This is a genomic window from Nocardioides marinquilinus (genome assembly GCF_039543705.1).
Lineage (GTDB): Bacteria > Actinomycetota > Actinomycetes > Propionibacteriales > Nocardioidaceae > Nocardioides > Nocardioides marinquilinus.
Genome location: NZ_BAABKG010000003.1, coordinates 422,556 through 442,335, shown reverse-complemented (window position 1 = coordinate 442,335; position 19,780 = coordinate 422,556). Strand labels below are relative to the sequence as shown.

The following is a 19,780-nucleotide window of genomic DNA, read 5'->3' as shown; positions in this document are numbered from 1 at the left end:
CGCCGTCCGCCGCGGCAGGATGCGCCCGCACGTGCCGAGAGTCGGGCGGAACTTGGTGAGCCGATCGCGCCGCTCTGCGATGCTTCGGGGTATGGAGACCGTCACCCTGTGGCGGCCCACCGGGCCCGAAGAACTCGCTCTCGTCGAAGCGTCCGGGTGGAGGGGTTGGCCGCCGCGACTGCCCGACCAACCGATCTTCTACCCCGTCCTAAATGAGGACTACGCCACTCGCATCGCACGTGACTGGAACGTAAGGGCGAGCGGCATCGGGTACGTAACGCGCTTCGAGATCAAGAAAGCATTCCTCGATTCCTATGAGGTGCAGCAGGCGGGCGGTCAGACCATCCTGGAGTACTGGATACCCGCCGAGGACCTCGACGACTTCAACGCGCACATCGTCGGACTTATCGAGGTCGTCGCCACCTATCAATGACACCCGACCGATTGGTGGCGTGCGGGGTGCAGTCCGACAATGCCGAACGTCGGCGTTCAACCTAGACCGCGCGAATTGCAGCCGCGAGTCGTAATCGCCTGCGCAAGCCGCGCGGCGGGCCCCGCCGCTGGCAGGCCTCAGCCGTCGTCCGTGCCGTGCGGGCCAGCATGAAGCGCAACGCTTACGGCCTCAAGAGGACTTCGACCCGGTGCCCCGACCCGGTGCCCCGGGGACTTCGAGCGCGTCTGCGAAGGCGTCTAGGAGGCTGGCGGTCTTGAGATGTACGAAGAAGGACGGGTCTATCTCGCCGCGTTCGACTCGACGCGCCATCTGCGCAAGGCCCCCAGCGGTCTCAGCCACGTCACTGAGCCGGTGGTTCCAGGGCTGCTCAGAATCCATACCGTCACCATCGCGCAACGACGAACGCAAAACACGGTGCCGCGGGGAACGATCATGCCGCGCTGCGGGCTCCGTCCGACCATGCCGCGCTGCGGGCTGACGCCCCTCCACCACGGATGGACGGAGCGTTCTGCTGCTAGGCGCGTCAGAGTCCCGTCTGCGAGCGCACCCATGCGGCGCCTACGTCGGTGATGATGTCGCTCGAGACCCCGTGGAGCGCTGCGGCGGCCTGTCGGATCCGGCTCCTCTCGTCCGGGTCGTCGGTCAGGTCTTCGGCCCGACGCAGCAGGTCGACCAGCTGATCGGCGCTGCGCTCGGACGGCCACAGCCCGACCGCCCGGCGACCTCGCTCGGTGAGCACGATGTGCGTGGCGACCCCGTCACCGAGCCGCCACGACTTTCTCGCCCAGCCAGCGCAGATGGTCCCCCTCGCGCAGTGCGTGCCACGCGGCGTTGAGCTCGTCGACGCTGATCCCGACATCCGTCAGGATCTGCTGCTCGTCAGGCGCCTGCAGCGCGGCGAGCGCGCGAGCAACCTCGAGGAGCACGAACGAAGTCGCGCGAGTGTCACTGGCCGGGCAACGGCGGGCGGCTGGGCGGCGGGGGCACGTTGGTCACGCGGCTCATGCTGCCTCCAGAGTCCCGTCCCGACGATGGACGTAGCGTCTGGCTGGTGGCGAAGGGTCCCCGATACGGCCGCCTTGCTGCACGAACCGCAGGACGGAGGAGGTGCTGGAGGCGAGGTTGCCGGTCGTGCGATGAGTGTGTGCCGTCGACTCGGTCCTCACCTTCATGACCGATACAAGACAGATGCTGGCGCCGCTGGTTGGCGAGTGGAGCTTGGCCATGGTGATGCCAGGCGACGAGCGACCGGACCCGTTGCCCGACGTCGGCGCGCGGACGGTCTGGGAATGGATTGGCGACAGCGACCTGCTGCTCCAGAAGTGGTCGATCCCGTTCGGAGGGACGCCTGACGGACTGGCTGTCATCGCCTGGGACGAGGAGCGCGGGACCCTGTTGCAGCACTACTTCGACGACCGGACGGTGGTACGGGTCTATGAGGTGCGGCTCGACGGCGCCGAGCTCACGATCGAGCGGACGCAGGCCGACTTCTCGCCACTGCACTTCTCGCAGCGCTACGTGGGAACCGTGACGAAGGACCTGATCGACGGCGCCTGGTTCATGGCCGAGGATCACCGCACCTGGGCCAAGGACTTCGACCTGATCTACACGCGCCTGTAGGCGCCCTAGCATCGCCTGAAGTGCCCGCAGCATGACTACGCCAATTGCCGCCGCGAGGGCACTTCGGATCAACTACGCGCGGCGTTGCTCTAGAGCCGTCCGCCTGATCATGACGCGTCACGGGCTGACGCACGACCATCCGCCACAGCTTCCGTCCGGTCGCGCCGCTCGACGGACGTCGTGCGATCGGTTGCGTCCGCGCGGCTTGCTGCGTCTCGGAGCAGCGCTGGCTCGGCGTGAGCGAGGATCAGCGTGTGAGCGACTTCTTTCCCGACCCGCCCGACGTTCCCGAAGAGGTTGAGGTGGAGCGGCCGCAACCGGAATGGTTGGGTCCGCCGTCGGACGCGCTGCCCGGAGTCGTGCCGGTCGAGCTCATCCTCGGTCGATCCGAGAAGGCCGTCGTGATGCTGACTGGTTGGCGGGCCTTCGCGCAGGGCCTGGCCATGACGCTCAGCGTGCGGACCCGCGCCCTTCCGCGCAGCGTGAACCTGCAGGAAGAGGTCTTCGACGGGCCCTACCGACACGATCAGGACCAGACGTGGCGCCGTGACCGCCTCAAGTGGGGCTTCGAGTACGCCGACGGTCGCCGCGCGACCAACATCGGCCCCTGGCCGGACCTCGACGGCGACGATCAGACGCCCGACCGTCCGGTGCTGATCGGCGGCGGAGGCGGTGGCGGAGACCGGTCCACGGACCGCTACTACTGGCTGTGGCCGCTGCCGCCCGGAGGGAAGCTGACGATCGTGTGCGAATGGCGACAGGTCGGCATCGAGACCACGACCACTGTCATCGACGCCGATCCGGTCGTCGCCGCTGCCGCCCGATCGCAGGAGGTCTGGCGAAGCTGAGGTAGAGCACGGGCTGGCGCCCGCCCGTGCCGCGAGTTGGACGTCTGCGCAGGACTCGTACAAGGACGTGCTTAACGGACTGCCGCTGACAGCACACGCCCTGAGCGCGGCCCCGGCGATCCGAGCTCTCGCCATCTATGCACGTCCGTCTACGACCGACGACGCCGCGTCGCGGCCTGACCAGTCCGGCCGATCGGGCAGCGCTCGGGGGCGGGGCAGTGCGACCATGCGCCATGCCCCGATCGCCGGCCCGGTCGCTCGCGCTCCTGCTGATCGCGTCTGCCGTGGCAGCCGTGCCGGCGCCGCTCGTCGCGTCGGCGGACACCGCCCAGCGGACGTGTCGCGGGGAGCGGGCGACGGTGGTCGGTGAGCACCGACCCGACGGGCGCGCGATCGGGACGCCGGGGCGCGACGTCATCGTGACCAACGGCGCCAAGTACGTCCGGGCCTTCGGGGGCGACGACCTGATCTGCGTGACGAACCTGACCGACTTCCCGCGGGCCGGGGTCGTCCACCTCGAGGCGGCGGGCGGTGACGACCGGGTCGTGGTGACCGGGTCGAGCCGTCGCGCGGTCTGGGCCGCCCTCGGCGCCGGGGCGGACCGGTTCACCGGCGGGCCAGGTGACGACGAAGTGCTCACGGGGCCCGGAGAGGTCGGCGGGTGGGGTCCTGACGGCGACCGCGAGCAGGACGTCGTCTCGACCGCCCGCGGGGACGACGTGGTGCAGACGAAGGGGTCCGCCGGCAGGCCGGACCGCATCGACCTCGGGCACGGCGACGACCGCGTCGAGGTCAGGGACCCCGACGGTGGCCGGGTCGTGGTCGCCGGCGGCGAGGGACGCGACGCCCTCGTCGTGGGTCGGGGGTCGACGGCGTTCTCCGACGACCTGACCCTCGACAACCGTGACGGCTCGGCGACCCGCGACGGCGCCGCCTGGATCACGTGGACCGGCGTCCAGGACTTCCGGGTCGACACGAGCGGCACGCTCGACTTCCGCGGGGGGCCCCTCGGCGAGCACCTCGTCACCAGCGAGGCGGCGGCCGCGAGCACCATCGCCATGGGCGCCGGCCTCGACGTCGTGACTCTCGACGAGGGGCGCGGACCCAGCACGCTCGACGGCGGCGCCGGTGACGACCGCCTCGAGCTGTCGGTCCGCGGGTCCGGGGGAGCGGAGCCTGTCGTCGTCGACGTGGCGGACGGCACCGTGGTCCCCTCGCGCGCGGGGCTCACCTTCACCCGCTTCGACGACGTCTTCGTCAGCGACCTGACCCTCACCAGCGTCACGCTGCGCGGCAGCGGGGCGGACGACGTCCTCTCCGCGTCGGGGTGCGAGATCACCATCGAGGGGCGGGGTGGGGACGACCGGCTGACGTCGGTGCGGACCTACGACCAGCTCGGCGACTACCCGTGCAGCGATGCCCCGACCCTCATCGAGGGACCCGCCACCATGGACGGCGGCCCCGGTGACGACGTCCTGGTCGGCAGCGGCTTCGGCGACCGCCTGGACGGCGGCGACGGCGACGACACGGTCGACGGCCGAGCCGGCACCGACACCTGCCTCGGCGAGACCAGGGTCCGCTGCGAGGCGTAGGGCTGTCGGCCGGTCCGCCGACGCCGAGGTCGCGGGCAACCTAGGCTCGCCGCGTGCTCACCCGGCTCGTCGCCCTCGCCTCGACAGTCGTCGTCCTCGCCCTCGGCGTCCTCGGGAACGCGGGGACGACGGCAGGTGCTGCGGTGGCACGATGACGCCGTGCCCCACGACCTGGACCTGGCCGAGCGCGAGCTGCGGTCCCTGCTCGGCAAGTGCGAGTCCGTGCTGGACCGGGACACCCCGCTGAGCCCGTCCCGCCAGACGCTCATGGTCAACCGCGTGGCGGCCCTGCGGACGGCGCTCGCGCTGGTGGCCGAGGCGCAGGCGCGCGCCCGCTGACCGGCGTCCGCGACGCGCGTGGCCGCACCGGGGCCGACCCCGCGCGTCGTGACCGGGGCTCCCGACCGGAACCGACGGCGTCCGGTGCACGTCCTTCCGCCGTGACCGTTCTGCGCACGGGTGCCGGCGCTGCTCTCCTGACGTTGCTCCTCGTGGCGTGCGGGGGTCAGGCGCCGTCCGACCCCGGCGCGGACCGTCCGTCCTCGAGCTCGGCCACGGGCGACCCGTCCGTGTGCGGGACCGAGGCCGTCGCCGACGGCGTCGAGCAGCTCGACTCCGACCAGCTCGACGACCTGACCGACGAGCACACCGGCGGCGCCGTGCTGTGCCGCTACGAGAACGGGACCGGGGGTGGTGGCTGCTGTGCCGGACCCGACAGCCTGGTGCGGACGGTGCCGCTCGACGCCGGCACGACCCGCACCGTGCTGCGGCTGCTCAGCCAGACCCGTCCGGCCCAGTTCAACGCCACCTGCACGATGATCGACAGCCCGGTCCCGCTGCACTACGTCCTGCTGTTCCAGACGGACGACGCCACGCGGGCCGGCTACGTCGACGTCGCCGACGAGCCCTGCCTCGGCTACCAGGTCGACCACCTCACCTACGACTCCGGGCAGCTGCCGCCGGTGCTGAGGCGCCTGTCGACCGGCGGCGACCTCGCGCCGAGCGACGAGCCGTCGGCGTGCCGCGACACCCGGGTCGCCGTGCGTCAGGCCGGGGTGGTCAGCGAGCTCTTCCCGGCGGCCGAGGGCCCCACCGTGCTGCGGCTGGTCGACAAGCCGCGCGCGCCGCTGGTGATCGAGGGAGGGTGCTCGAGCCTGGTGCACGTCACCATCCGCGAGGGCGCCGGCAGCACCACCGGCCCCACCCTGCCGACGCACGGCCAGCTGCGGATGCCGCCGGGTGTCTACACGATCACCGTCGACCTGCCGGCCTGCGCCACGGACGCCGCCGTCCCCTGCACCGACGAGGTGACGGCGACGCACCGGACCGTCCGGATCGTCGCGCACCGACCGGCCCCGGTCAGTCGCCCTTGACGTTGACGATCTGGCGCAGGGTGTGGTCGACCGAGACCAGGTCGGCGGCGTCCTGCATGACGACGTCGATGTCCTTGTAGGCGTCGGGGTGCTCGTCGAGGAACGCGTCCGACCGGCCCCACGCGATGCCGTCCATGCGGGCGTCGAGGTCGGCGCGGGTGAACAGCTTCCGCGCGGCGTTGCGGGAGTGGTTGCGGCCCGCGCCGTGCGGCGAGGAGTGGAGCGCGAGCGGGTTGCCCCGGCCCGTCACGACGTACGACCGCGTGCCCATCGAGCCGGGGATCAGCCCACGGACGCCCTCGTGCGCGTCGATCGCGCCCTTGCGCGAGAGCCACACGTCATGCCCGAAGTGCTTCTCCCTCACCGTGTAGTTGTGGTGGCAGTTGATGACCTCGGTGTGCTCGGCGAGGGCGTCGCGCCCGGTCCAGCCCAGGAAGCAGTCGACGACGCGGTGCATCATCTCGGCGCGGTTCAGGTAGGCGAACCGCTGCGCCCACCGCAGCGCCTCCATGTAGTCCCAGAACTCCTTCTCGCCCTCGACGAGGTAGGCGAGGTCGGGGTCGGGGAGCGCGATGAAGCGCCGCCCGCACTGCTGCTGGGCGACCTTGATGTGCTTCATCGCCAGCTTGTTGCCCACCCCGCGCGAGCCGGAGTGGAGGAACAGCCACACGCCGTCCCGCTCGTCGAGGCTGACCTCGATGAAGTGGTTGCCCGAACCGAGCGAGCCGAGCTGCAGCCGCCAGCTCGGGGCGACGGCCTCGGCCTGGTCGACGCCGGTGAGCGCCTCGAGCTCGGCGATGCGCGCGCTGGTCTGCTCGGAGTAGACCTCGGCGTTGTAGCCACCGGCCGAGAGCGGGACGGCGTCGCTGATCGCGCGGTGCAGCGCACCCTTGTCGTCGGGGAGGTCGCCGGCCGAGAACCCGGTCTCGACGGCCATCATCCCGCAGCCGATGTCGACCCCGACCGCCGCCGGCATGATCGCGCCGCGGGTCGGCAGCACCGCTCCGACCGCGCATCCCTTGCCCAGGTGCGCGTCGGGCATGAGGGCGATGTGCGGATGGATGAACGGCATCTCGCTGGTCATCCTGACCTGCTCGCGCGTCGCGTCCTCGAGCACCGAGGCCCAGTTCATGAAGCGCTTGGTGACCTGCTCCATCTCGTCCTTCCTCTGTCGGCCCGACCGTCTGACCGTCTGACCTTCTGAAGGCGTCAGTGCACCAGCCAGGGACGTCGGGAGCGACCGGTTTGCAGCGCCGACGCCGTCCGCGCGCACCCGGGCACACCCGGGCGGACGTCGGCGCGAGTGAGACTCCTCACCGCCGTCGGCCGGAACAGAGCAGCGGACGGGGGCGCTGTAGGAGGCATGGCTGATCTCTTCGACTCCCTGACCGTCGGCGCCTGGACGCTGCCCAACCGGCTCGTGATGGCGCCGCTGACCCGCAACCGCGCGAAGGGCACGGTGCCGGGCGACCTCGCGGTCGAGTACTACTCCCAGCGCGCCTCGGCCGGCCTCATCGTCACCGAGGGCAGCCAGCCCACCGCCGAGGGCCAGGGCTACCTCGACACCCCCGGCTTCCACTCCGAGGAGCAGCTCGCCGGATGGCGCCGCGTGGCCGACGGCGTGCACGCGCACGGCGGTCGCATCGTGGCGCAGCTGATGCACGTCGGCCGGATCGCCCACCCCGGCAACACCGGCGGCGAGGAGGTCATCGCGCCGAGCCCGCTGGCCGCGCCGGGCGAGATCGTCACCGCCGACGGCTCGAAGCCCTACCCGACCCCCCGCGAGATCACCGTCGAGGAGATCCCCGCGATCGTCGAGGGCTACGTGCAGGCCGCCCGCAACGCGGTCGAGGCCGGTCTCGACGGCGTCGAGGTGCACGGCGCCAACGGCTACCTCATCCACCAGTTCCTGGCGCCCGGCTCGAACCACCGCACCGACGAGTACGGCGGCTCGCCCGAGAACCGCGTGCGCTTCGCGCTCGAGGTCACCCGCGCGGTGGCCGAGGCGATCGGCGCCGACCGGGTCGGCATCCGCCTCTCGCCGGCCCACAACATCCAGGGCGCCACCGAGGAGGACCCGGCCGACGTCGCCGCGACCTACCGGCTGCTGGTCGAGGGCCTCGCCCCGCTCGGACTGGCCTACCTCAGCGTGCTCGCCGACCCGAAGCTCGAGCTGATCCAGGACCTGCGGAGCGCCTTCGGCGGCGTGTTCATCGCCAACGACGGCTTCAGCGGCATCACCACCCGCGAGTCGGCACAGGAGATCCTCGACAAGGACCTCGCCGACGCGGTCGCCGTCGGCCGGCTGTTCCTGGCCAACCCCGACCTGCCCGCCCGCTGGCGCACCGGTGCCGAGCTCAACGAGCCGAACCCCGACACCTTCTACGGCGGCGGTGCCGAGGGCTACACCGACTACCCGTTCCTCGACGCCTGACCACCGATCGCTGACCGGCCGCCGGCCGGTCGACGCACGCCGTCCTCGCGCCCATCGCGGGCACGAGGACGGTCGTGCTCTCAGACGGTGGGCACGGTGCCGCCGTCGATGACGTACTCCGCGCCGACGATCGCCGACGCCCGGTCGGAGACCAGGAAGCCGACCAGGTCGGCGATCTCCTCGGGGTCGGCGAACCGGCCGAGCGGGACGCCGCCGAGGCCGTCGAGGATGCTCTGCTCGGCCTCCGCGCGTGAGATCGCGTTGCCGCTCGCGAGGGACTCGACGAAGGTGGCGTAGGCCTCGGTCCGGATGCCGCCGGGGCTGACCGTGTTGACCCGCACGCCGCGGGGAGCCAGCTCGTTGGCGAGCCCCTTGCTGTAGGTGCGCAGGGCGGCCTTGGCCGCGGCGTAGGGGAGCGTCGCGTCGTGCAGCGGCAGCTCGCGCTGGATCGACCCGACGTGGACGACGACCCCCGACCCGGCCTCGACCATCGCCGGCAGGAGCGCCCGGTCGAGCCGCACCGCGCCGAGCAGGTTCAGGTTCAGCTCGCGCAGCCAGTCGTCCTCGGTGGCGGCCGCGAAGCCGCCGGGCGGCGTCGTCGAGCCACCGACCACGTGCACCAGCACGTCGAGCGGGCCGTGCTCGCCGACCCGGGCGGCCACCGCGGCCACGCCCTCGATGGCGGCGGTGTCGGCCGCGACGAAGCGGTCGGGCCGGTCGTAGCCCTCGGGCATGGTGCGCGCCGTCGTCCAGACGTCGGCGCCCATCGCGCGCAGCCGGTCGACGACGGCGCGGCCGGCGCCCTTCGAGCCGCCGGTGACCAGCGCTCTGCGGCCGTCGAGACGGTCGCGGTCCTCGTGCGTCATGTCTTCTCTCCTCCTGCTGGGGGTTCGGGTTCGTGGGTGGGGTCAGTCGGGGCGGAACTGGCTGGTGGCCGCGACGTTGACGCTGATCCGCGGCCCGGACGGCGTGGACTGCTTCGGCACGCTGTGCCGCCAGTCGCGCTGGCACCGTCCGCCCATGACGACCAGGTCGCCTGCCGCAGGGTGGATCGTGGTGCTGGGGCCGCCGTCGACCGGCCGGAGCAGGAAGCGGCGGCCGGCGCCGAGGCTGAGCCCCGGCACGATCGACTCGCGCCGGCGGGTCGAGGCGCCGTCGCCGTGCCAGCCGGTGCTGTCGCGGTGGTGGCGGTAGAGGTTGAGCCACAGCCGGTCGTAGGTCACGCCGTAGTGGACGGTCAGCGACCGCGCCACCAGCGCGAGCACCGGCGGCGCCTGCGTCAGATCGCGGTACTCCGCCGTGAGGCGCGGCTCGAGCACGCGGCGGCCGTACATCGTGCGGCGCCGCTGCTCCCACCGGGCGCTGCGCCACAGCTCGTCGAAGACGGCGTCGGCGCCGGTGAGCCAGCCGGGCACGTGCTCGACCCACGAGTGCGCGTCGAGGTCGACCCGGCGCGCGGTCGCGAAGGTGTCGTCGAGCGTGGGCGCCGCCGCGTCGTCGTCCGCGCCACCGAACGGCAGCGGCGCGTCGATCGTCATCGGCTGAGCTGGCGCCGCAGCCACGCCGCACGCGCGGCGACGGCGTCCCGGGAGATCGCGGCCTGCGGCACCACGACGTCGAAGCCGTGGAACCCGCCGGGCCACACGTGCAGCTCGGCCTGCCCGCCGGCCTGCCAGATGCGGCTGGCGTAGGCGACGTCCTCGTCGCGGAACGTCTCGGCCGAGCCGACGTCGACGAACGCCGGCGGCAGCCCGGCCAGGCTGAGGGCGCGCGCCGGCGAGGCGTACGGCGAGACGTCGGTCCCGCCCCGCACGCCAGCGCCGAGCAGGGCGTTCCAGCCGGTCTCGTTCGACGAGCGGTCCCAGATGCCGAGGCCGCGCATCTGGTGCGTGGACGGCGAGTCGTTGCGGTCGTCGAGCATCGGGCACAGCAGCAGCTGGGCCGCGATGGCGGGGCCGTTGCGGTCGCGCGCCAGCAGCGCGAGGGCGGCGGCGAGCCCGCCCCCGGCGCTCGCGCCGCCGACGACCACCCGGTCGGGGTCGAGCCCGAGCTCGTCGGCGTGGGCCGAGAGCCACACCAGCCCGGCGTAGCAGTCCTCGACCGGGCCGGGGTGCGCCGTCTCGGGGGCGAGGCGGTACTCGACCGAGACCACCGCCATCCCCAACGGCTGGGCCAGGTCGAGCATCTCGGGCAGGCCGAACCGGTGGTCGCCGACGATCATCCCGCCGCCGTGCGTGTGGTACATCACCGGCGCCGGCGTGGGGGCGTCGGTGGGTAGGCAGATCAGCAGCGGGACGTCGGGGGCCCCGGCCGGCCCGGGAACGGTCCGCTCCTCGACGCGGTAGGCGCCGTCACGGGAGAGGACGGCGTTGCTCGCGGCCTCGAGGCCCGGCACCGGCTCGCGCATCTCGGCGATGTTGTCGGCGCGGTAGGCGTCGGCCGCCCGCAGGCTCATCAGCACCTCGACGACGGGTGCCAGCTCGGGGTCGAAGGGCGGTGGGGGTGCGGTCGGGGCGTGGGTGGTCATGCCGGGGTCTCCGTCGGTCCCTGGTCGAGTCGTCAGCCGAGGACGATGTCGAGCCGGGCGATCCGGTCGCCCTCGAGGGCGAACCGGTAGTCGAGGTCGGCGACGCCACCGGGGAAGTCGCCCTCGAGGTGGTGGCCGACCACCCACACCTCGCCGTCACGGCGGACGCCGGTGACCTCGTCGGTGTAGGTGAACTCCGCGCCGGCCTCGGCGACGAAGCGGCGCAGGGCCGCCTCGCCGACGAACGCCTCGCCGACGTCGGCGACGACGGCGTCCTCGGTGACCAGGGCGAGAGCCGCGTCGGCGTCGCGCGCCTCGTGCGCGGCGTTGAAGTCGCGGATCGTGGTGGGCAGCTGCTGGGTGATGGTGTTGGTGTCCATGCCGTCGAGCCTGGGCACTCGGGCTCGGCGAGGGTCAAGCACTGGTGTCTCCCCCGGGGAGAGAGTCGAGAATGCCGCCATGTTGGCGATCGGCGAGTTCTCCCGCGTGACGCACCTGAGCATCCGCACGCTGCGGCGCTACCACGAGGCGGGGCTGCTCGAGCCCGAGCTGGTCGACCCCTCGAGCGGCTACCGCTACTACTCGGGCGAGCAGATCCCGACCGCCCAGGTCATCCACCGGCTGCGCGAGCTCGACGTCCCGCTCGCCGACGTCCGCAGGATCCTGCGCTCGCCCGACCCCAAGCAGCGCTCGGCCCTGGTCGCCGAGCACCTCGGGCGGCTGGAGGCCGAGCTGGCCCGCACGCGCGTCGCGGTGGGCTCGCTGCGTCGGCTGCTGGCGCCCGAGCCGGCACCGCTGCAGGTCGAGCTGCGCGCCGAGCCCGCGACGACGGTCGCGGCGGTCGAGGACGAGGTGGGGGAGGACGACGTCGTCGCCTGGTACGCCGGGGCGATGGCCGAGCTGGACGCCGTGCTGGGCCCGGCGGCGGGCGCGGGGCCGCCCGGCGGCCTCTACGACAACGCGCTGTTCGAGCGCGGTCGGGGCCACCTGCTGCTCTACCGGCCCGCCGCCGAGCCGCCCACGCGCGGCCGGGTGCACCCGGTGACGCTGCCGGACGTCGAGCTCGTGGTGACCACGCACGAGGGCGAGCACGACGGCATCGACGTCACCTACGGCGAGCTCGGCCTCTGGGTGACCCGCAACGCGCTGACGGTGGCCGGGGCGGTGCGGGAGCGCTACCTCGTCGGACCACGCGACACCGCCGACCCCGCGGCGTGGCGCACCGAGATCGGGTGGCCGGTCTTCCGGGTGGCGCGTGAGCTGCCGTGACGGCTTCGGGCGCATCCGTTCGACGTGGCTCGACGCCGTCCGCGCCGTGCGCACCGAGCCCGTGTGACGCGAGCCGGCCCCGGGCGGCGGTGGGCTGGTGACCGTTCCGGGTGGCGATTCGGTAGCTGAGGCACCGCCGCCCCGCCCCGGCCCGGGCGGCGGTGAGCTGGTGACCGTTCCGGGCGGCGATTCGGTAGCTGAGGCACCGCCGCCCCGACCCGGCCCCGGGCGGCGGTGGGCTGGTGACCGTTCCGGGCGGCAACTCGGTCACTGACACACCGCCGCCCCGACCAGGCCCCTGACCAGAGGTGAGCTCCCGACCGGTCCGGAACCGGAGCGGGTGTCCCGGTGGTCGCGGGTCAGGCCAGCTCGACCCGGCCGGCGAGCCACGTGTCGCCGTCGCAGTCGCGACCGTTCGGGTAGTTGTAGGCCAGGTCGACGTCGGACTCGAACACCCTGATCGTGCGCCGGCCGTCCCTCACGGTGACCGTCAGTCGGGCCGGGCCCTCCTCGAAGACGCGGGCGAACCCCGGCGGGTCGACGTAGGCGTACAGCTCGCCGTCGATCCGCTGGCGGGGCCGCATGGGGGTCCGGCTGGACCTGCACTCCTCGCCCTGGCCGAGCTCGGCGTCGACCGTGCGACCCTGGGCGTAGAGGTCGAAGGGCAACCGTGCCGACACCCCCGACGCCCCTCCGACGTCCGTGCGGCTCGTCCCGCCGCACGCGGGCAGGGTCAGCGGGACCGCGAACGCGGCCACGCAGGTCAGGGAGCGGATCACGGAGGAGGGACGTCCCGGCCGCCCGCGGGGTTCCTCGCCCCGCCCGGCGGCGGCGTCGACGGGCCGTTCACTCGGCGTGGGCCAGCGGGCCGTAGACGGTCACTCCGGCCGCTGTCAGGGCCTCGCGCAGCTCGGGGCTGGGGTTGCCGCACACCTCGCCGGTCATGGTGCAGACCTCCGCGAGCGGCTCCATCATGCGGCCGATGTTGCGCATGTGCTCCAGGCCCGCGGCGGAGTCGCGGTAGCGCTCATGCACGAACGCCTCGGTGCCGCTCGGGTCGAGGTAGATGCGGTACTCGAGCGTGCCGGTGTCGTGCTCACGGACGATCTCGACGCACTCCTGCGCCAGGCGCCTGAACCGCTCGAGCCCGCCGTCGTGGATCCGGATCCGCGAGGTGCCGCGCAGCTCGCCGGCGCCATCGGCAGGGTCGTGCGGGGACGTCGTCATGGTGGTGCAGACCTGCCGACCGGCCGCGACTCATCGCGGCGCGGCGCGGCCACCGATGAGTCGGGACGGCCCGCGGGGTCGGCACCACCATGAGCGACGACACGCCCCTGCCCGTCTCGGCCCTCCTGGCGGCCGTCCCGGTCCGTGACGCCGACGCGGCGCGTGAGTTCTACGAGCGGCTCCTCGGGACGCCGCCGAGCGAGGCGCCCATGCCCGGGCTGACGCAGTGGGACGTCGCCGGCGGCGTCCTGCAGGTCGTCGTCGACGCCGACCGCGCCGGCGGTGGCCTGCTCACCCTCGTGGTCGAGGACGTCGGGTCGGCCGCGGCGGCGTTGCGCGCCCGCGGGCTCGAGGTCGACGTCGCGACGGGGGAGGTGGTCACGGCCCTCACGCAGCTGCTCGACCCCGACGGCAACGCGATCACGCTCGTGCAGGCCTGACGGGACCGGGGCCCGGGCGAGCGATGAGAACCTGACGTGCGGGCGGTCGGAGCGCTGCAGCAACCGACACGGAGGAGTGAGCACATGGGTGAGACCAGGGTCCTGGTCACCGGGGCGAGCATCGCGGGGCCCGCGCTCGCGCATTGGCTCCATCGTCGCGGCGCCGAGGTGACGGTCCTCGAGCGGGCTCCCGGGCTGCGTCCGGGCGGCCAAGCCGTCGACGCGCGCGGCGTCGCGAAGGACGTCATCCGCCGGATGGGGCTCGAGGAGGCCGTGCGCGCCGTGCGCACCGAGACCGCCGGGTCCCACGAGGTCGACGCGGACGGCGTCGTGCTCGAGACCCAGCTCGCCGAGGACGACGGCGGCGACGGCCACATCGCGGAGGTCGAGGTGCTGCGCGGCGACCTCGCCCGGGTCCTGCACGACGACGTCCGGGCCCACGTCGAGCACCTCTTCGACGACCGGGTCGCCGAGATCGTGCAGGACGCCGAGGGAGTCGACGTCGTCCTGGCCGGCGGCACGCGACGCCGCTTCGACCTCGTCGTCGGCGCCGACGGGCTGCACTCGGCGCTGCGTGCCATGGTCTTCGGCCCGCGTGAGGAGTTCGTGCGCCACCTCGGGCTCGTCCTCGCCTTCTTCACCGTGCCCAACGAGTTCGGCGTCGACCGCTTCGCCCTCGACCACCGGGACGGCGGCCGCTGGGCCGGGCTGCGACCCGTTCCGGACGCCTCCCGGGCCATCGCCATGCTGTCGTTCCCGACCGACGCCTACGACCTCGACCGCGACGTCGAGGCCCAGAAGCGGCTGGTGCGCGAGCGCATGGCGGGCTTCGGCTGGCAGACCGACCGCATCCTGGCCCACCTGGACGACGCTCCCGACCTCTACGTCGACCAGGTCGCCCAGGTGGTGATGGACCGCTGGCGCCGCGGCCGCGTCGGGCTGATCGGTGACGCCGCCTTCTGCGCCTCGCCGATGTCGGGGGCGGGCACCGGGCTCGCGCTCGTCGGCGCCTACCTGCTCGCGGGCGAGCTGGCCGGCGCCGGCTGGGACCCGGAGGCGGGGTTCGCCGGGTACGAGCGACGGATGCGCGGCTACGTCGAGGACAACCAGCTGATGGGCCGGCTGCACGTGCAGATGATCACCGGCGCCGAGCCCTCCGGGCCCGACGGGTCCGCCGCGCCCGACATGGACGAGCTAATGAGGCTGGTCGAGCGCGCCGTCCGCGGCCCCGAGCTGCCCGACTACGCGGACCTGCCCGACCGCCGGCCGTCGTCCGCCTGACGCCCCGCTCGGCGGTGGGTCGTCAGGTGTCACGACGTTCACTAGCGGGTGCGTGCTCTGCCCGAGGTCCAGCGGCGGCCCCCTCCTGGGCGGCGGTGAGTTGGTGACCGTTTCGGGCCGCGATTCGGTAACCCACGCACCGCCGTCGTAGTCCGTTCCCGGTCGGCGGTGGACTGCTTACCGTTCCGGGCCGCGATCCGGTCACCCACGCACCGCCGCCCCGGCCCGGCCCTGACCGGTGGTGCACCGGTCACCGGCGGGTCGTGAGTCGCCGACGTCCTGGTGCGGGCAGGCGCTCGGTTCTGAGTACCGGAGCGCCCGGACGACGTAGGTTGCGCGCATGCGTCCTGCGCTCGCCGGTCTGTGTCTCGTCCTCGCCGGGCTCGCGGGCTGCGGCGGCGACGAGGACCCCGCCGAGACCGACGGCCCGCACTCCATGGGCAGCACGGACGACCGAGGACGCTCCGTCGAGGCGACCTACGACGCCTCCGGGCTGACCGTCGTCATCACGGCCGGTCGCGACGTCGACCTGACCGAGGCGAGGACGCTCTACGCGTTGGTGAACGTCTCAAGGCCCTCGGCCGAGGAGGGCGGGTACTCGTTCGAGGCGCTCGACCCCGAGCTCGACACCCAGGTGCTGGACGCCGAGGGCACCCGGCTCGCGTGCGGCGAGAGCGCCACGGTGGAGGGACGCACGGTGACCCTCGTGCTCCCGAACCGCTGCGGCGTCGCCGGCGGTGGTGGGGGGCGGTCCGCGGTCCTCGGCTCGCGCGTCCGCATCGGCAACGTCGAGCTGGAGGCGACCTTCCGGAAGGGCACGAGGCCGGTGAGGATCAGGACGGACGTCGGCACGATCGACCGCGCCTGATGCGCCGCGTCGTGCCGGGCGAGGTCTTCCGGTCGCGCACGGCGTGGGGGAGGCTGTCGCCCGTGACCACCACCCGCACGGTGAGCGTGCTGGTCGGTGCGCTCGCGTTCGTGGCCTCCGGCTGCTCCTCGACCGTCTCGATCATCGAGGCGCGGGGCGAGGCCGGCTCGGCGACGGTGAGGCTGGTCGTGGCCAGCTGCCACCAGGACCCGGTGGCCGAGGTCGAGGAGACCGGCACCGAGATCCGGATCTCCATCAAGCCCCAGAGGGGCGGCAACGGCGACGAGTGCGCCGACGCCCTGACCGTGACGCTCGACGAGCCGGTCGGGGACCGCGCGCTCGTCGACGGTGACACGGGTGGACGGGTCAGGCTCAAGCCGCCCGAGCCCCCGTTGGACTAGCGCGACCGGTCGGCTCGGCCGACCCGGCCCCACGCGGCGTACAGCGGGTCGCCGGCCGCGCCGGGGTCGGTGCGCAGCGCGGTGCTGACGTCGGCGAAGCCGGCGCGCTCGAGGTAGGCCCGGACGATCGTGACCCGCCCCTCCTCGTCGGTGAACAGCCACGCCCGGATCGCCTTGGTCGGGAAGCAGCGGTTGCTGAAGGTCAGCACGACGACGCCGCCGGGCCGCAGCACCCGCTCGACCTCGCGCAGCACCTCGACCGGCCGCACCAGGTAGTCGATCGAGACGCAGCAGGTGACGGCGTCGAACGCGGCGTCCTCGAAGGGCAGCCGCGGGTCGCGGTTCAGGTCCTGGACGACCGTCGCCTCCGCCATCGGGTTCGCGGCCAGCTCGGCGGCGTTCATGCCCAGCGCGACCAGCCCGCCGTCCGGGCGGCGCGAGAGGTGCGAGACCCACGACGACATCAGGTCGAGCACCCGTCCCTCCGGCACGCCGAGCTCGTCGTACAGGGCGGTGACGGCCGCGATCGCGCCGTCGTCGATGTGGGTGACGAGGCGGGGCGGGCCGTAGAAGTCGGCGTCGTCGCGTTCGTCCTGACGGTCGAAGAAGCCGGTCGGGAAGTCGTCGGCCGCCATGCGGCCATCCTGCCGCGGCGGTGGTGGCCGGGCGCCGCGCCCGGACGTCGGGAGGTGAGCATGTGTGCTCAGGACGAGCGAGGCGCCGGCGCCCTAGCGTCAGGCGCGTGAGCAGCCCCGCCCGCCGGCCCCGAGTGCGCGTAGCACGGGCCGCCTTCGCCGGTGTCGCCCTCGTCGTGGTCGGTCTCTGGCTCCGCGACTTCCTGCCCGCCTCGGAGGACGACCTCGAGGGGCGCGTCGACGACCTCCCCGCCGTGCTCGACGTCGTCGCGACCGAGAGCTCGGGTGACGACGGGCTGCCGTTCCCCCTCATGCGGATCGGCAACGGCGTCGACGTCGTCCTGCGTACCGATTCGGACGCCCGTGCGGTGGCCGAGGTGCTCGACGCCTACGCCGACGACGTCGACGACGGGGACGTCGACGCCGTCTCCGTCAGCCTGCGGGACCGGGACGCGACGCTCGTCGCGTGCTGCGACGGCTGGCCCGACGATGCGGCCGTCACGGACTTCCTCGCCGCCGCCCACGACCCGGTCGTGCGGTCGTACAGCCGCGTGGTCCGCCCGGAGGGAAGCGACGTCGAGGTCGAGCTCGAGCCGCTGGCCTTCGCGGACGTCGTGGCTCGCCTCGACGCCCATCGCGGCGTCGGGCCGGCCGGGTGGGTCCGCGTCGGCTCCGGCGGCTTCTCCCTCACCTGGAACGACGGGCTCGACGCCGAGCGGCTCGCCCGCCTCGAGGCGCGCACCGAGCTCGTGATCCGCCTCGACGACGAGCTCGGGCTCGCCGAGGCCCACGTCTCCGACCGCGGCCCGCTCGCGCTGCGCCTCGACGACCCGGACGACGAGCTCGCCGCCCGCCGCCTGCTGGCCGGGGTGGAGGACCGCGCGGTGGTCGGCACCGTCCGGCTCCGGGAGTGGTGGATCCGTTCGGAGTGACACGCCGGCGCGCCGAGCTGACGGCGAGCTTGCGACGTACGGTGCCCCCGTGCGCCCCACCGCTGCCGTCCTGTGCCTGGCCGTGTTGGCGCCGCTCGCCGCCGCCTGTAGCGGCGGGGACGACGAGGACGACGGCTCGTCGACGGTCGAGCTGCGCTACGACCGCACCGGCCTGACGGTCGTGATCGACGTCGGGGACGGCGTCGACCTGCGCACGGCACGGGAGCTGAACGCCTTCGTCACCGTGGGCGACACGGACGACGGAGCGGACTACACGATCGACCTGTCCGGCAGCCGGTCGAAGCCGACGGTCATCGACGGCGAGGCCAACCCGCTCCTCTGCGGGCAGCGCGCGACGGTGACGGCCCGCACGCTCACCTTCGTCTTCCCGACCCGGTGCACGTCGAAGTCCGATCCGTCGCCCCGCCAGCCGCTGCTCCCCGACCCGATGTACGTCTGGACGACTCTCGAGGCCTCGTTCAGGGGGTCGACCGATCCCGTCGCGATCGACGTCGATGCCCAGAGGATCGAGCGCTCCTGACCCACGGGACGCCGCGGCCCGTCATCCGATGAGGGCCAGCACGTGCTCGGCCTGCCACTCGGTGGTGCCGAGCGGGTTGCGGGCGAACCCGCCGTGGCCGGGCAGCAGCAGCGCGAGCCAGAACGTCGCCCACAGCGGCCGGTAGCGCTCGGCGCGCTCGCGGTCGGGCGGCGCCAGCCCGACCGCGTCGGCCAGGGCGCGGGGGTCGACGACGTCGTCCAGGCGCCCGGCGAGGTGCTCGACCTGGTCGGCGAGCTCGAAGGCCGGGTCGCTCCGCCCGGAGTCCTCGAAGTCCAGCAGCCGGCAGTGCACGCCGTCCCACAACGCGTTGGCGGGCTTGCGGTCCGAGACGCCGAGCGCGGTGAGGCGCGGCCTCGGCAGTGCGCCCGGAGTGGCCAGCCACTCGCGCGCGCGACCGACGGCGCGAGCCACGAGCCCGGCGTCGCGGAGCGGCGTCAGGTCGTGCGGCTCGGCGAGCCAGGCGGCCAGGTCGCGGGGGAGCGTCGTCGGGCCGGCCAGCCGCTCGGGGAGCCCGGCGTCGAGCACCGCGGCGAGCGGGACGTCGTACGTCTGCCGGACGACGGCACCGAGCGCCGCCGTCTGGGCCGCGGTCAGCGGCCGGTCGCCGAGCGGCTCGCCGTCCAGCCGCTCCATGACCACGACCGGCGTGCCGTCGGGGTCGGTCTCGCGGCGCAGCGGACGCGGCGCGACGCCGGGTGCGTGACGGGCCAGCAGGGTCAGGCACGCCCACTCGCGGTCGGGCTCGCCGCGGCACCAGCTGACGTAGCGCTTGCGCGCCTCGCTCGCGGTGAAGGTGACGTCGTGCGTGCGGGTGACGGCGCCGCTCACGTGACCGCCGCCGTCACCGACCTCGCCGCCCTCACCGCGCCCCGTCGCCCCCACCGCCCCATCGTCACCCGTCGCCCCGCGTCATCGCGCGCAGCAGGGCCGCGCGCACCGGCGGGTGCACCGGCGGCGGCAGCTCGTGGACGCCGAACCAGCGGACGTCGTCGTGCTCGTCGGGTGCGCCGTTGGTCGGCGTCCCGCGCCACGCGTTCACCCGCCAGGCGCTGAGCAGCGCCGATCCGTGCGTCACCTCGACGCGCAGCCGGCACAGCGGCGAGACCGCGTCGGGTACGACGTCGACGCCGAGCTCTTCGCGCAGCTCGCGGGCGAGCGCGGCGGGCTCGGACTCGCCGGCCTCGACGACGCCTCCGGGCAGGTCCCACACGCCGGGGAACGCGCGCTTGTCGGCGCGGCGGTGGGCCAGCAGCACCTGTCCGTCGCGCACGAGCGCACCGAGCACGACGTGGTCCACGGAGCCCATCCCAGCAGCCT

The 19,780-nt window shown here is 73.6% G+C and carries 25 protein-coding genes; 14 read left to right on the top strand and 11 right to left on the bottom strand.

Annotation, left to right across the window (positions count from 1 at the left end; genetic code table 11):
• Positions 1 to 91: 91 nt before the first annotated feature.
• Positions 92 to 433: a hypothetical protein gene (locus ABEA04_RS13220; protein ID WP_345459102.1), complete on the top strand. Its 342-nt coding sequence runs from the start codon at positions 92 to 94 to the stop codon at positions 431 to 433.
• 779 nt (positions 434 to 1,212) lie between these two features.
• Here the strand turns inward: ABEA04_RS13220 and ABEA04_RS13215 are convergent.
• Entirely contained in the window at positions 1,213 to 1,380 is a 168-nt protein-coding gene (locus ABEA04_RS13215; RefSeq protein WP_345459099.1) for a hypothetical protein, read from the bottom strand.
• A gap of 262 nt (positions 1,381 to 1,642) precedes the next feature.
• On the opposite strand from ABEA04_RS13215, the gene ABEA04_RS13210 reads away from it, so the two are divergent.
• The 5 genes from ABEA04_RS13210 (at position 1,643) to ABEA04_RS13190 (ending at position 5,887) form a co-directional block, all read left to right on the top strand.
• Entirely contained in the window at positions 1,643 to 2,074 is a 432-nt protein-coding gene (locus ABEA04_RS13210; protein WP_345459097.1) for a hypothetical protein, read from the top strand.
• 254 nt (positions 2,075 to 2,328) lie between these two features.
• On the top strand, positions 2,329 to 2,922 hold the full coding sequence (locus ABEA04_RS13205; protein ID WP_345459094.1) for a hypothetical protein: 594 nt from the start codon (positions 2,329 to 2,331) through the stop codon (positions 2,920 to 2,922).
• 359 nt (positions 2,923 to 3,281) lie between these two features.
• Entirely contained in the window at positions 3,282 to 4,514 is a 1,233-nt protein-coding gene (locus ABEA04_RS13200; RefSeq protein WP_345459091.1) for a hypothetical protein, read from the top strand.
• Between the two features lie 159 nt (positions 4,515 to 4,673).
• Positions 4,674 to 4,853 carry a hypothetical protein gene (locus tag ABEA04_RS13195; protein ID WP_345459088.1) on the top strand — a complete coding sequence of 60 codons (180 nt, stop codon included), beginning with the start codon at positions 4,674 to 4,676 and terminating at the stop codon, positions 4,851 to 4,853.
• 230 nt (positions 4,854 to 5,083) lie between these two features.
• Positions 5,084 to 5,887, top strand: a complete 804-nt coding sequence (locus ABEA04_RS13190; protein ID WP_345459086.1) for a hypothetical protein — start codon at positions 5,084 to 5,086, stop codon at positions 5,885 to 5,887.
• Here ABEA04_RS13190 and ABEA04_RS13185 read toward each other — a convergent pair.
• On the bottom strand, positions 5,874 to 7,043 hold the full coding sequence (locus ABEA04_RS13185) for an RtcB family protein (protein ID WP_345459083.1): 1,170 nt from the start codon (positions 7,041 to 7,043) through the stop codon (positions 5,874 to 5,876). The genes ABEA04_RS13190 and ABEA04_RS13185 overlap by 14 nt on opposite strands.
• A 207-nt stretch (positions 7,044 to 7,250) precedes the next feature.
• On the opposite strand from ABEA04_RS13185, the gene ABEA04_RS13180 reads away from it, so the two are divergent.
• Positions 7,251 to 8,321, top strand: a complete 1,071-nt coding sequence (locus tag ABEA04_RS13180) for an alkene reductase (RefSeq protein WP_345459080.1) — start codon at positions 7,251 to 7,253, stop codon at positions 8,319 to 8,321.
• An 80-nt stretch (positions 8,322 to 8,401) separates the two neighbouring features.
• On the opposite strand, the gene ABEA04_RS13175 is transcribed toward ABEA04_RS13180, so the two are convergent.
• Genes ABEA04_RS13175 through ABEA04_RS13160 form a run of 4 tightly spaced genes read right to left on the bottom strand, consistent with a single transcriptional unit; the run spans position 8,402 to position 11,228 of the window.
• Positions 8,402 to 9,187: an SDR family oxidoreductase gene (locus ABEA04_RS13175; RefSeq protein ID WP_345459078.1), complete on the bottom strand. Its 786-nt coding sequence runs from the start codon at positions 9,185 to 9,187 to the stop codon at positions 8,402 to 8,404.
• Positions 9,188 to 9,229: 42 nt separating this feature from the next.
• Positions 9,230 to 9,859, bottom strand: a complete 630-nt coding sequence (locus ABEA04_RS13170) for an alpha-ketoglutarate-dependent dioxygenase AlkB (RefSeq protein ID WP_345459075.1) — start codon at positions 9,857 to 9,859, stop codon at positions 9,230 to 9,232.
• Positions 9,856 to 10,848, bottom strand: coding sequence for an alpha/beta hydrolase (locus ABEA04_RS13165; RefSeq protein WP_345459072.1), 993 nt, complete (start codon positions 10,846 to 10,848; stop codon positions 9,856 to 9,858). Before ABEA04_RS13165 ends, ABEA04_RS13170 begins: the two co-directional genes overlap by 4 nt.
• A gap of 32 nt (positions 10,849 to 10,880) precedes the next feature.
• Complete coding sequence (locus ABEA04_RS13160) at positions 10,881 to 11,228, bottom strand: nuclear transport factor 2 family protein (protein ID WP_345459069.1); 348 nt, start codon at positions 11,226 to 11,228, stop codon at positions 10,881 to 10,883.
• Positions 11,229 to 11,307: 79 nt separating this feature from the next.
• Here ABEA04_RS13160 and ABEA04_RS13155 point away from each other — a divergent pair, with 79 nt between their 5' ends.
• Positions 11,308 to 12,117 carry a MerR family transcriptional regulator gene (locus tag ABEA04_RS13155; protein ID WP_345459066.1) on the top strand — a complete coding sequence of 270 codons (810 nt, stop codon included), beginning with the start codon at positions 11,308 to 11,310 and terminating at the stop codon, positions 12,115 to 12,117.
• A 359-nt stretch (positions 12,118 to 12,476) separates the two neighbouring features.
• On the opposite strand, the gene ABEA04_RS13150 is transcribed toward ABEA04_RS13155, so the two are convergent.
• Both ABEA04_RS13150 and ABEA04_RS13145 read right to left on the bottom strand, forming a co-directional pair.
• Entirely contained in the window at positions 12,477 to 12,797 is a 321-nt protein-coding gene (locus ABEA04_RS13150; protein WP_345459063.1) for a hypothetical protein, read from the bottom strand.
• A gap of 166 nt (positions 12,798 to 12,963) precedes the next feature.
• On the bottom strand, positions 12,964 to 13,344 hold the full coding sequence (locus ABEA04_RS13145) for an antibiotic biosynthesis monooxygenase family protein (RefSeq protein WP_345459060.1): 381 nt from the start codon (positions 13,342 to 13,344) through the stop codon (positions 12,964 to 12,966).
• Positions 13,345 to 13,433: 89 nt separating this feature from the next.
• Between ABEA04_RS13145 and ABEA04_RS13140 the strand changes: the two genes are divergently transcribed.
• The 4 genes from ABEA04_RS13140 (at position 13,434) to ABEA04_RS13125 (ending at position 16,334) form a co-directional block, all read left to right on the top strand.
• Positions 13,434 to 13,784, top strand: a complete 351-nt coding sequence (locus ABEA04_RS13140) for a VOC family protein (RefSeq protein ID WP_345459057.1) — start codon at positions 13,434 to 13,436, stop codon at positions 13,782 to 13,784.
• Between the two features lie 84 nt (positions 13,785 to 13,868).
• Positions 13,869 to 15,065, top strand: coding sequence for an FAD-dependent monooxygenase (locus tag ABEA04_RS13135; RefSeq protein ID WP_345459054.1), 1,197 nt, complete (start codon positions 13,869 to 13,871; stop codon positions 15,063 to 15,065).
• Between the two features lie 340 nt (positions 15,066 to 15,405).
• Positions 15,406 to 15,933, top strand: coding sequence for a hypothetical protein (locus ABEA04_RS13130; protein WP_345459051.1), 528 nt, complete (start codon positions 15,406 to 15,408; stop codon positions 15,931 to 15,933).
• A gap of 62 nt (positions 15,934 to 15,995) precedes the next feature.
• Entirely contained in the window at positions 15,996 to 16,334 is a 339-nt protein-coding gene (locus ABEA04_RS13125; RefSeq protein WP_345459049.1) for a hypothetical protein, read from the top strand.
• On the opposite strand, the gene ABEA04_RS13120 is transcribed toward ABEA04_RS13125, so the two are convergent.
• Positions 16,331 to 16,969, bottom strand: coding sequence for a class I SAM-dependent methyltransferase (locus tag ABEA04_RS13120; RefSeq protein WP_345459047.1), 639 nt, complete (start codon positions 16,967 to 16,969; stop codon positions 16,331 to 16,333). The two genes, ABEA04_RS13125 and ABEA04_RS13120, sit on opposite strands and share 4 nt — an antisense overlap.
• A 107-nt stretch (positions 16,970 to 17,076) precedes the next feature.
• Between ABEA04_RS13120 and ABEA04_RS13115 the strand changes: the two genes are divergently transcribed.
• Positions 17,077 to 17,901 carry a hypothetical protein gene (locus tag ABEA04_RS13115; protein WP_345459044.1) on the top strand — a complete coding sequence of 275 codons (825 nt, stop codon included), beginning with the start codon at positions 17,077 to 17,079 and terminating at the stop codon, positions 17,899 to 17,901.
• Between the two features lie 49 nt (positions 17,902 to 17,950).
• On the top strand, positions 17,951 to 18,442 hold the full coding sequence (locus ABEA04_RS13110) for a hypothetical protein (protein ID WP_345459042.1): 492 nt from the start codon (positions 17,951 to 17,953) through the stop codon (positions 18,440 to 18,442).
• A gap of 21 nt (positions 18,443 to 18,463) precedes the next feature.
• On the opposite strand, the gene ABEA04_RS13105 is transcribed toward ABEA04_RS13110, so the two are convergent.
• Together ABEA04_RS13105 and ABEA04_RS13100 are read right to left on the bottom strand one after the other, a co-directional pair.
• Positions 18,464 to 19,345 (bottom strand): phosphotransferase family protein, encoded by an 882-nt coding sequence (locus tag ABEA04_RS13105; protein ID WP_345459040.1) that lies wholly within the window; start codon positions 19,343 to 19,345, stop codon positions 18,464 to 18,466.
• Positions 19,346 to 19,355: 10 nt separating this feature from the next.
• On the bottom strand, positions 19,356 to 19,769 hold the full coding sequence (locus ABEA04_RS13100) for an NUDIX domain-containing protein (RefSeq protein WP_345459037.1): 414 nt from the start codon (positions 19,767 to 19,769) through the stop codon (positions 19,356 to 19,358).
• Positions 19,770 to 19,780: the final 11 nt, after the last annotated feature.

Coding starts and splice junctions, on each gene's coding strand:
- ABEA04_RS13210 (WP_345459097.1), top strand. CDS start 1,643: ATGCTGGCGCCGCTGGTTGGCGAGTGGAGCTTGGCCATGGTGATGCCA.
- ABEA04_RS13100 (WP_345459037.1), bottom strand. CDS start 19,769: ATGGGCTCCGTGGACCACGTCGTGCTCGGTGCGCTCGTGCGCGACGGA.
- ABEA04_RS13175 (WP_345459078.1), bottom strand. CDS start 9,187: ATGACGCACGAGGACCGCGACCGTCTCGACGGCCGCAGAGCGCTGGTC.
- ABEA04_RS13160 (WP_345459069.1), bottom strand. CDS start 11,228: ATGGACACCAACACCATCACCCAGCAGCTGCCCACCACGATCCGCGAC.
- ABEA04_RS13220 (WP_345459102.1), top strand. CDS start 92: ATGGAGACCGTCACCCTGTGGCGGCCCACCGGGCCCGAAGAACTCGCT.
- ABEA04_RS13165 (WP_345459072.1), bottom strand. CDS start 10,848: ATGACCACCCACGCCCCGACCGCACCCCCACCGCCCTTCGACCCCGAG.
- ABEA04_RS13145 (WP_345459060.1), bottom strand. CDS start 13,344: ATGACGACGTCCCCGCACGACCCTGCCGATGGCGCCGGCGAGCTGCGC.
- ABEA04_RS13135 (WP_345459054.1), top strand. CDS start 13,869: ATGGGTGAGACCAGGGTCCTGGTCACCGGGGCGAGCATCGCGGGGCCC.
- ABEA04_RS13140 (WP_345459057.1), top strand. CDS start 13,434: ATGAGCGACGACACGCCCCTGCCCGTCTCGGCCCTCCTGGCGGCCGTC.
- ABEA04_RS13185 (WP_345459083.1), bottom strand. CDS start 7,043: ATGGAGCAGGTCACCAAGCGCTTCATGAACTGGGCCTCGGTGCTCGAG.
- ABEA04_RS13155 (WP_345459066.1), top strand. CDS start 11,308: ATGTTGGCGATCGGCGAGTTCTCCCGCGTGACGCACCTGAGCATCCGC.
- ABEA04_RS13130 (WP_345459051.1), top strand. CDS start 15,406: ATGCGTCCTGCGCTCGCCGGTCTGTGTCTCGTCCTCGCCGGGCTCGCG.
- ABEA04_RS13120 (WP_345459047.1), bottom strand. CDS start 16,969: ATGGCGGCCGACGACTTCCCGACCGGCTTCTTCGACCGTCAGGACGAA.
- ABEA04_RS13170 (WP_345459075.1), bottom strand. CDS start 9,859: ATGACGATCGACGCGCCGCTGCCGTTCGGTGGCGCGGACGACGACGCG.
- ABEA04_RS13180 (WP_345459080.1), top strand. CDS start 7,251: ATGGCTGATCTCTTCGACTCCCTGACCGTCGGCGCCTGGACGCTGCCC.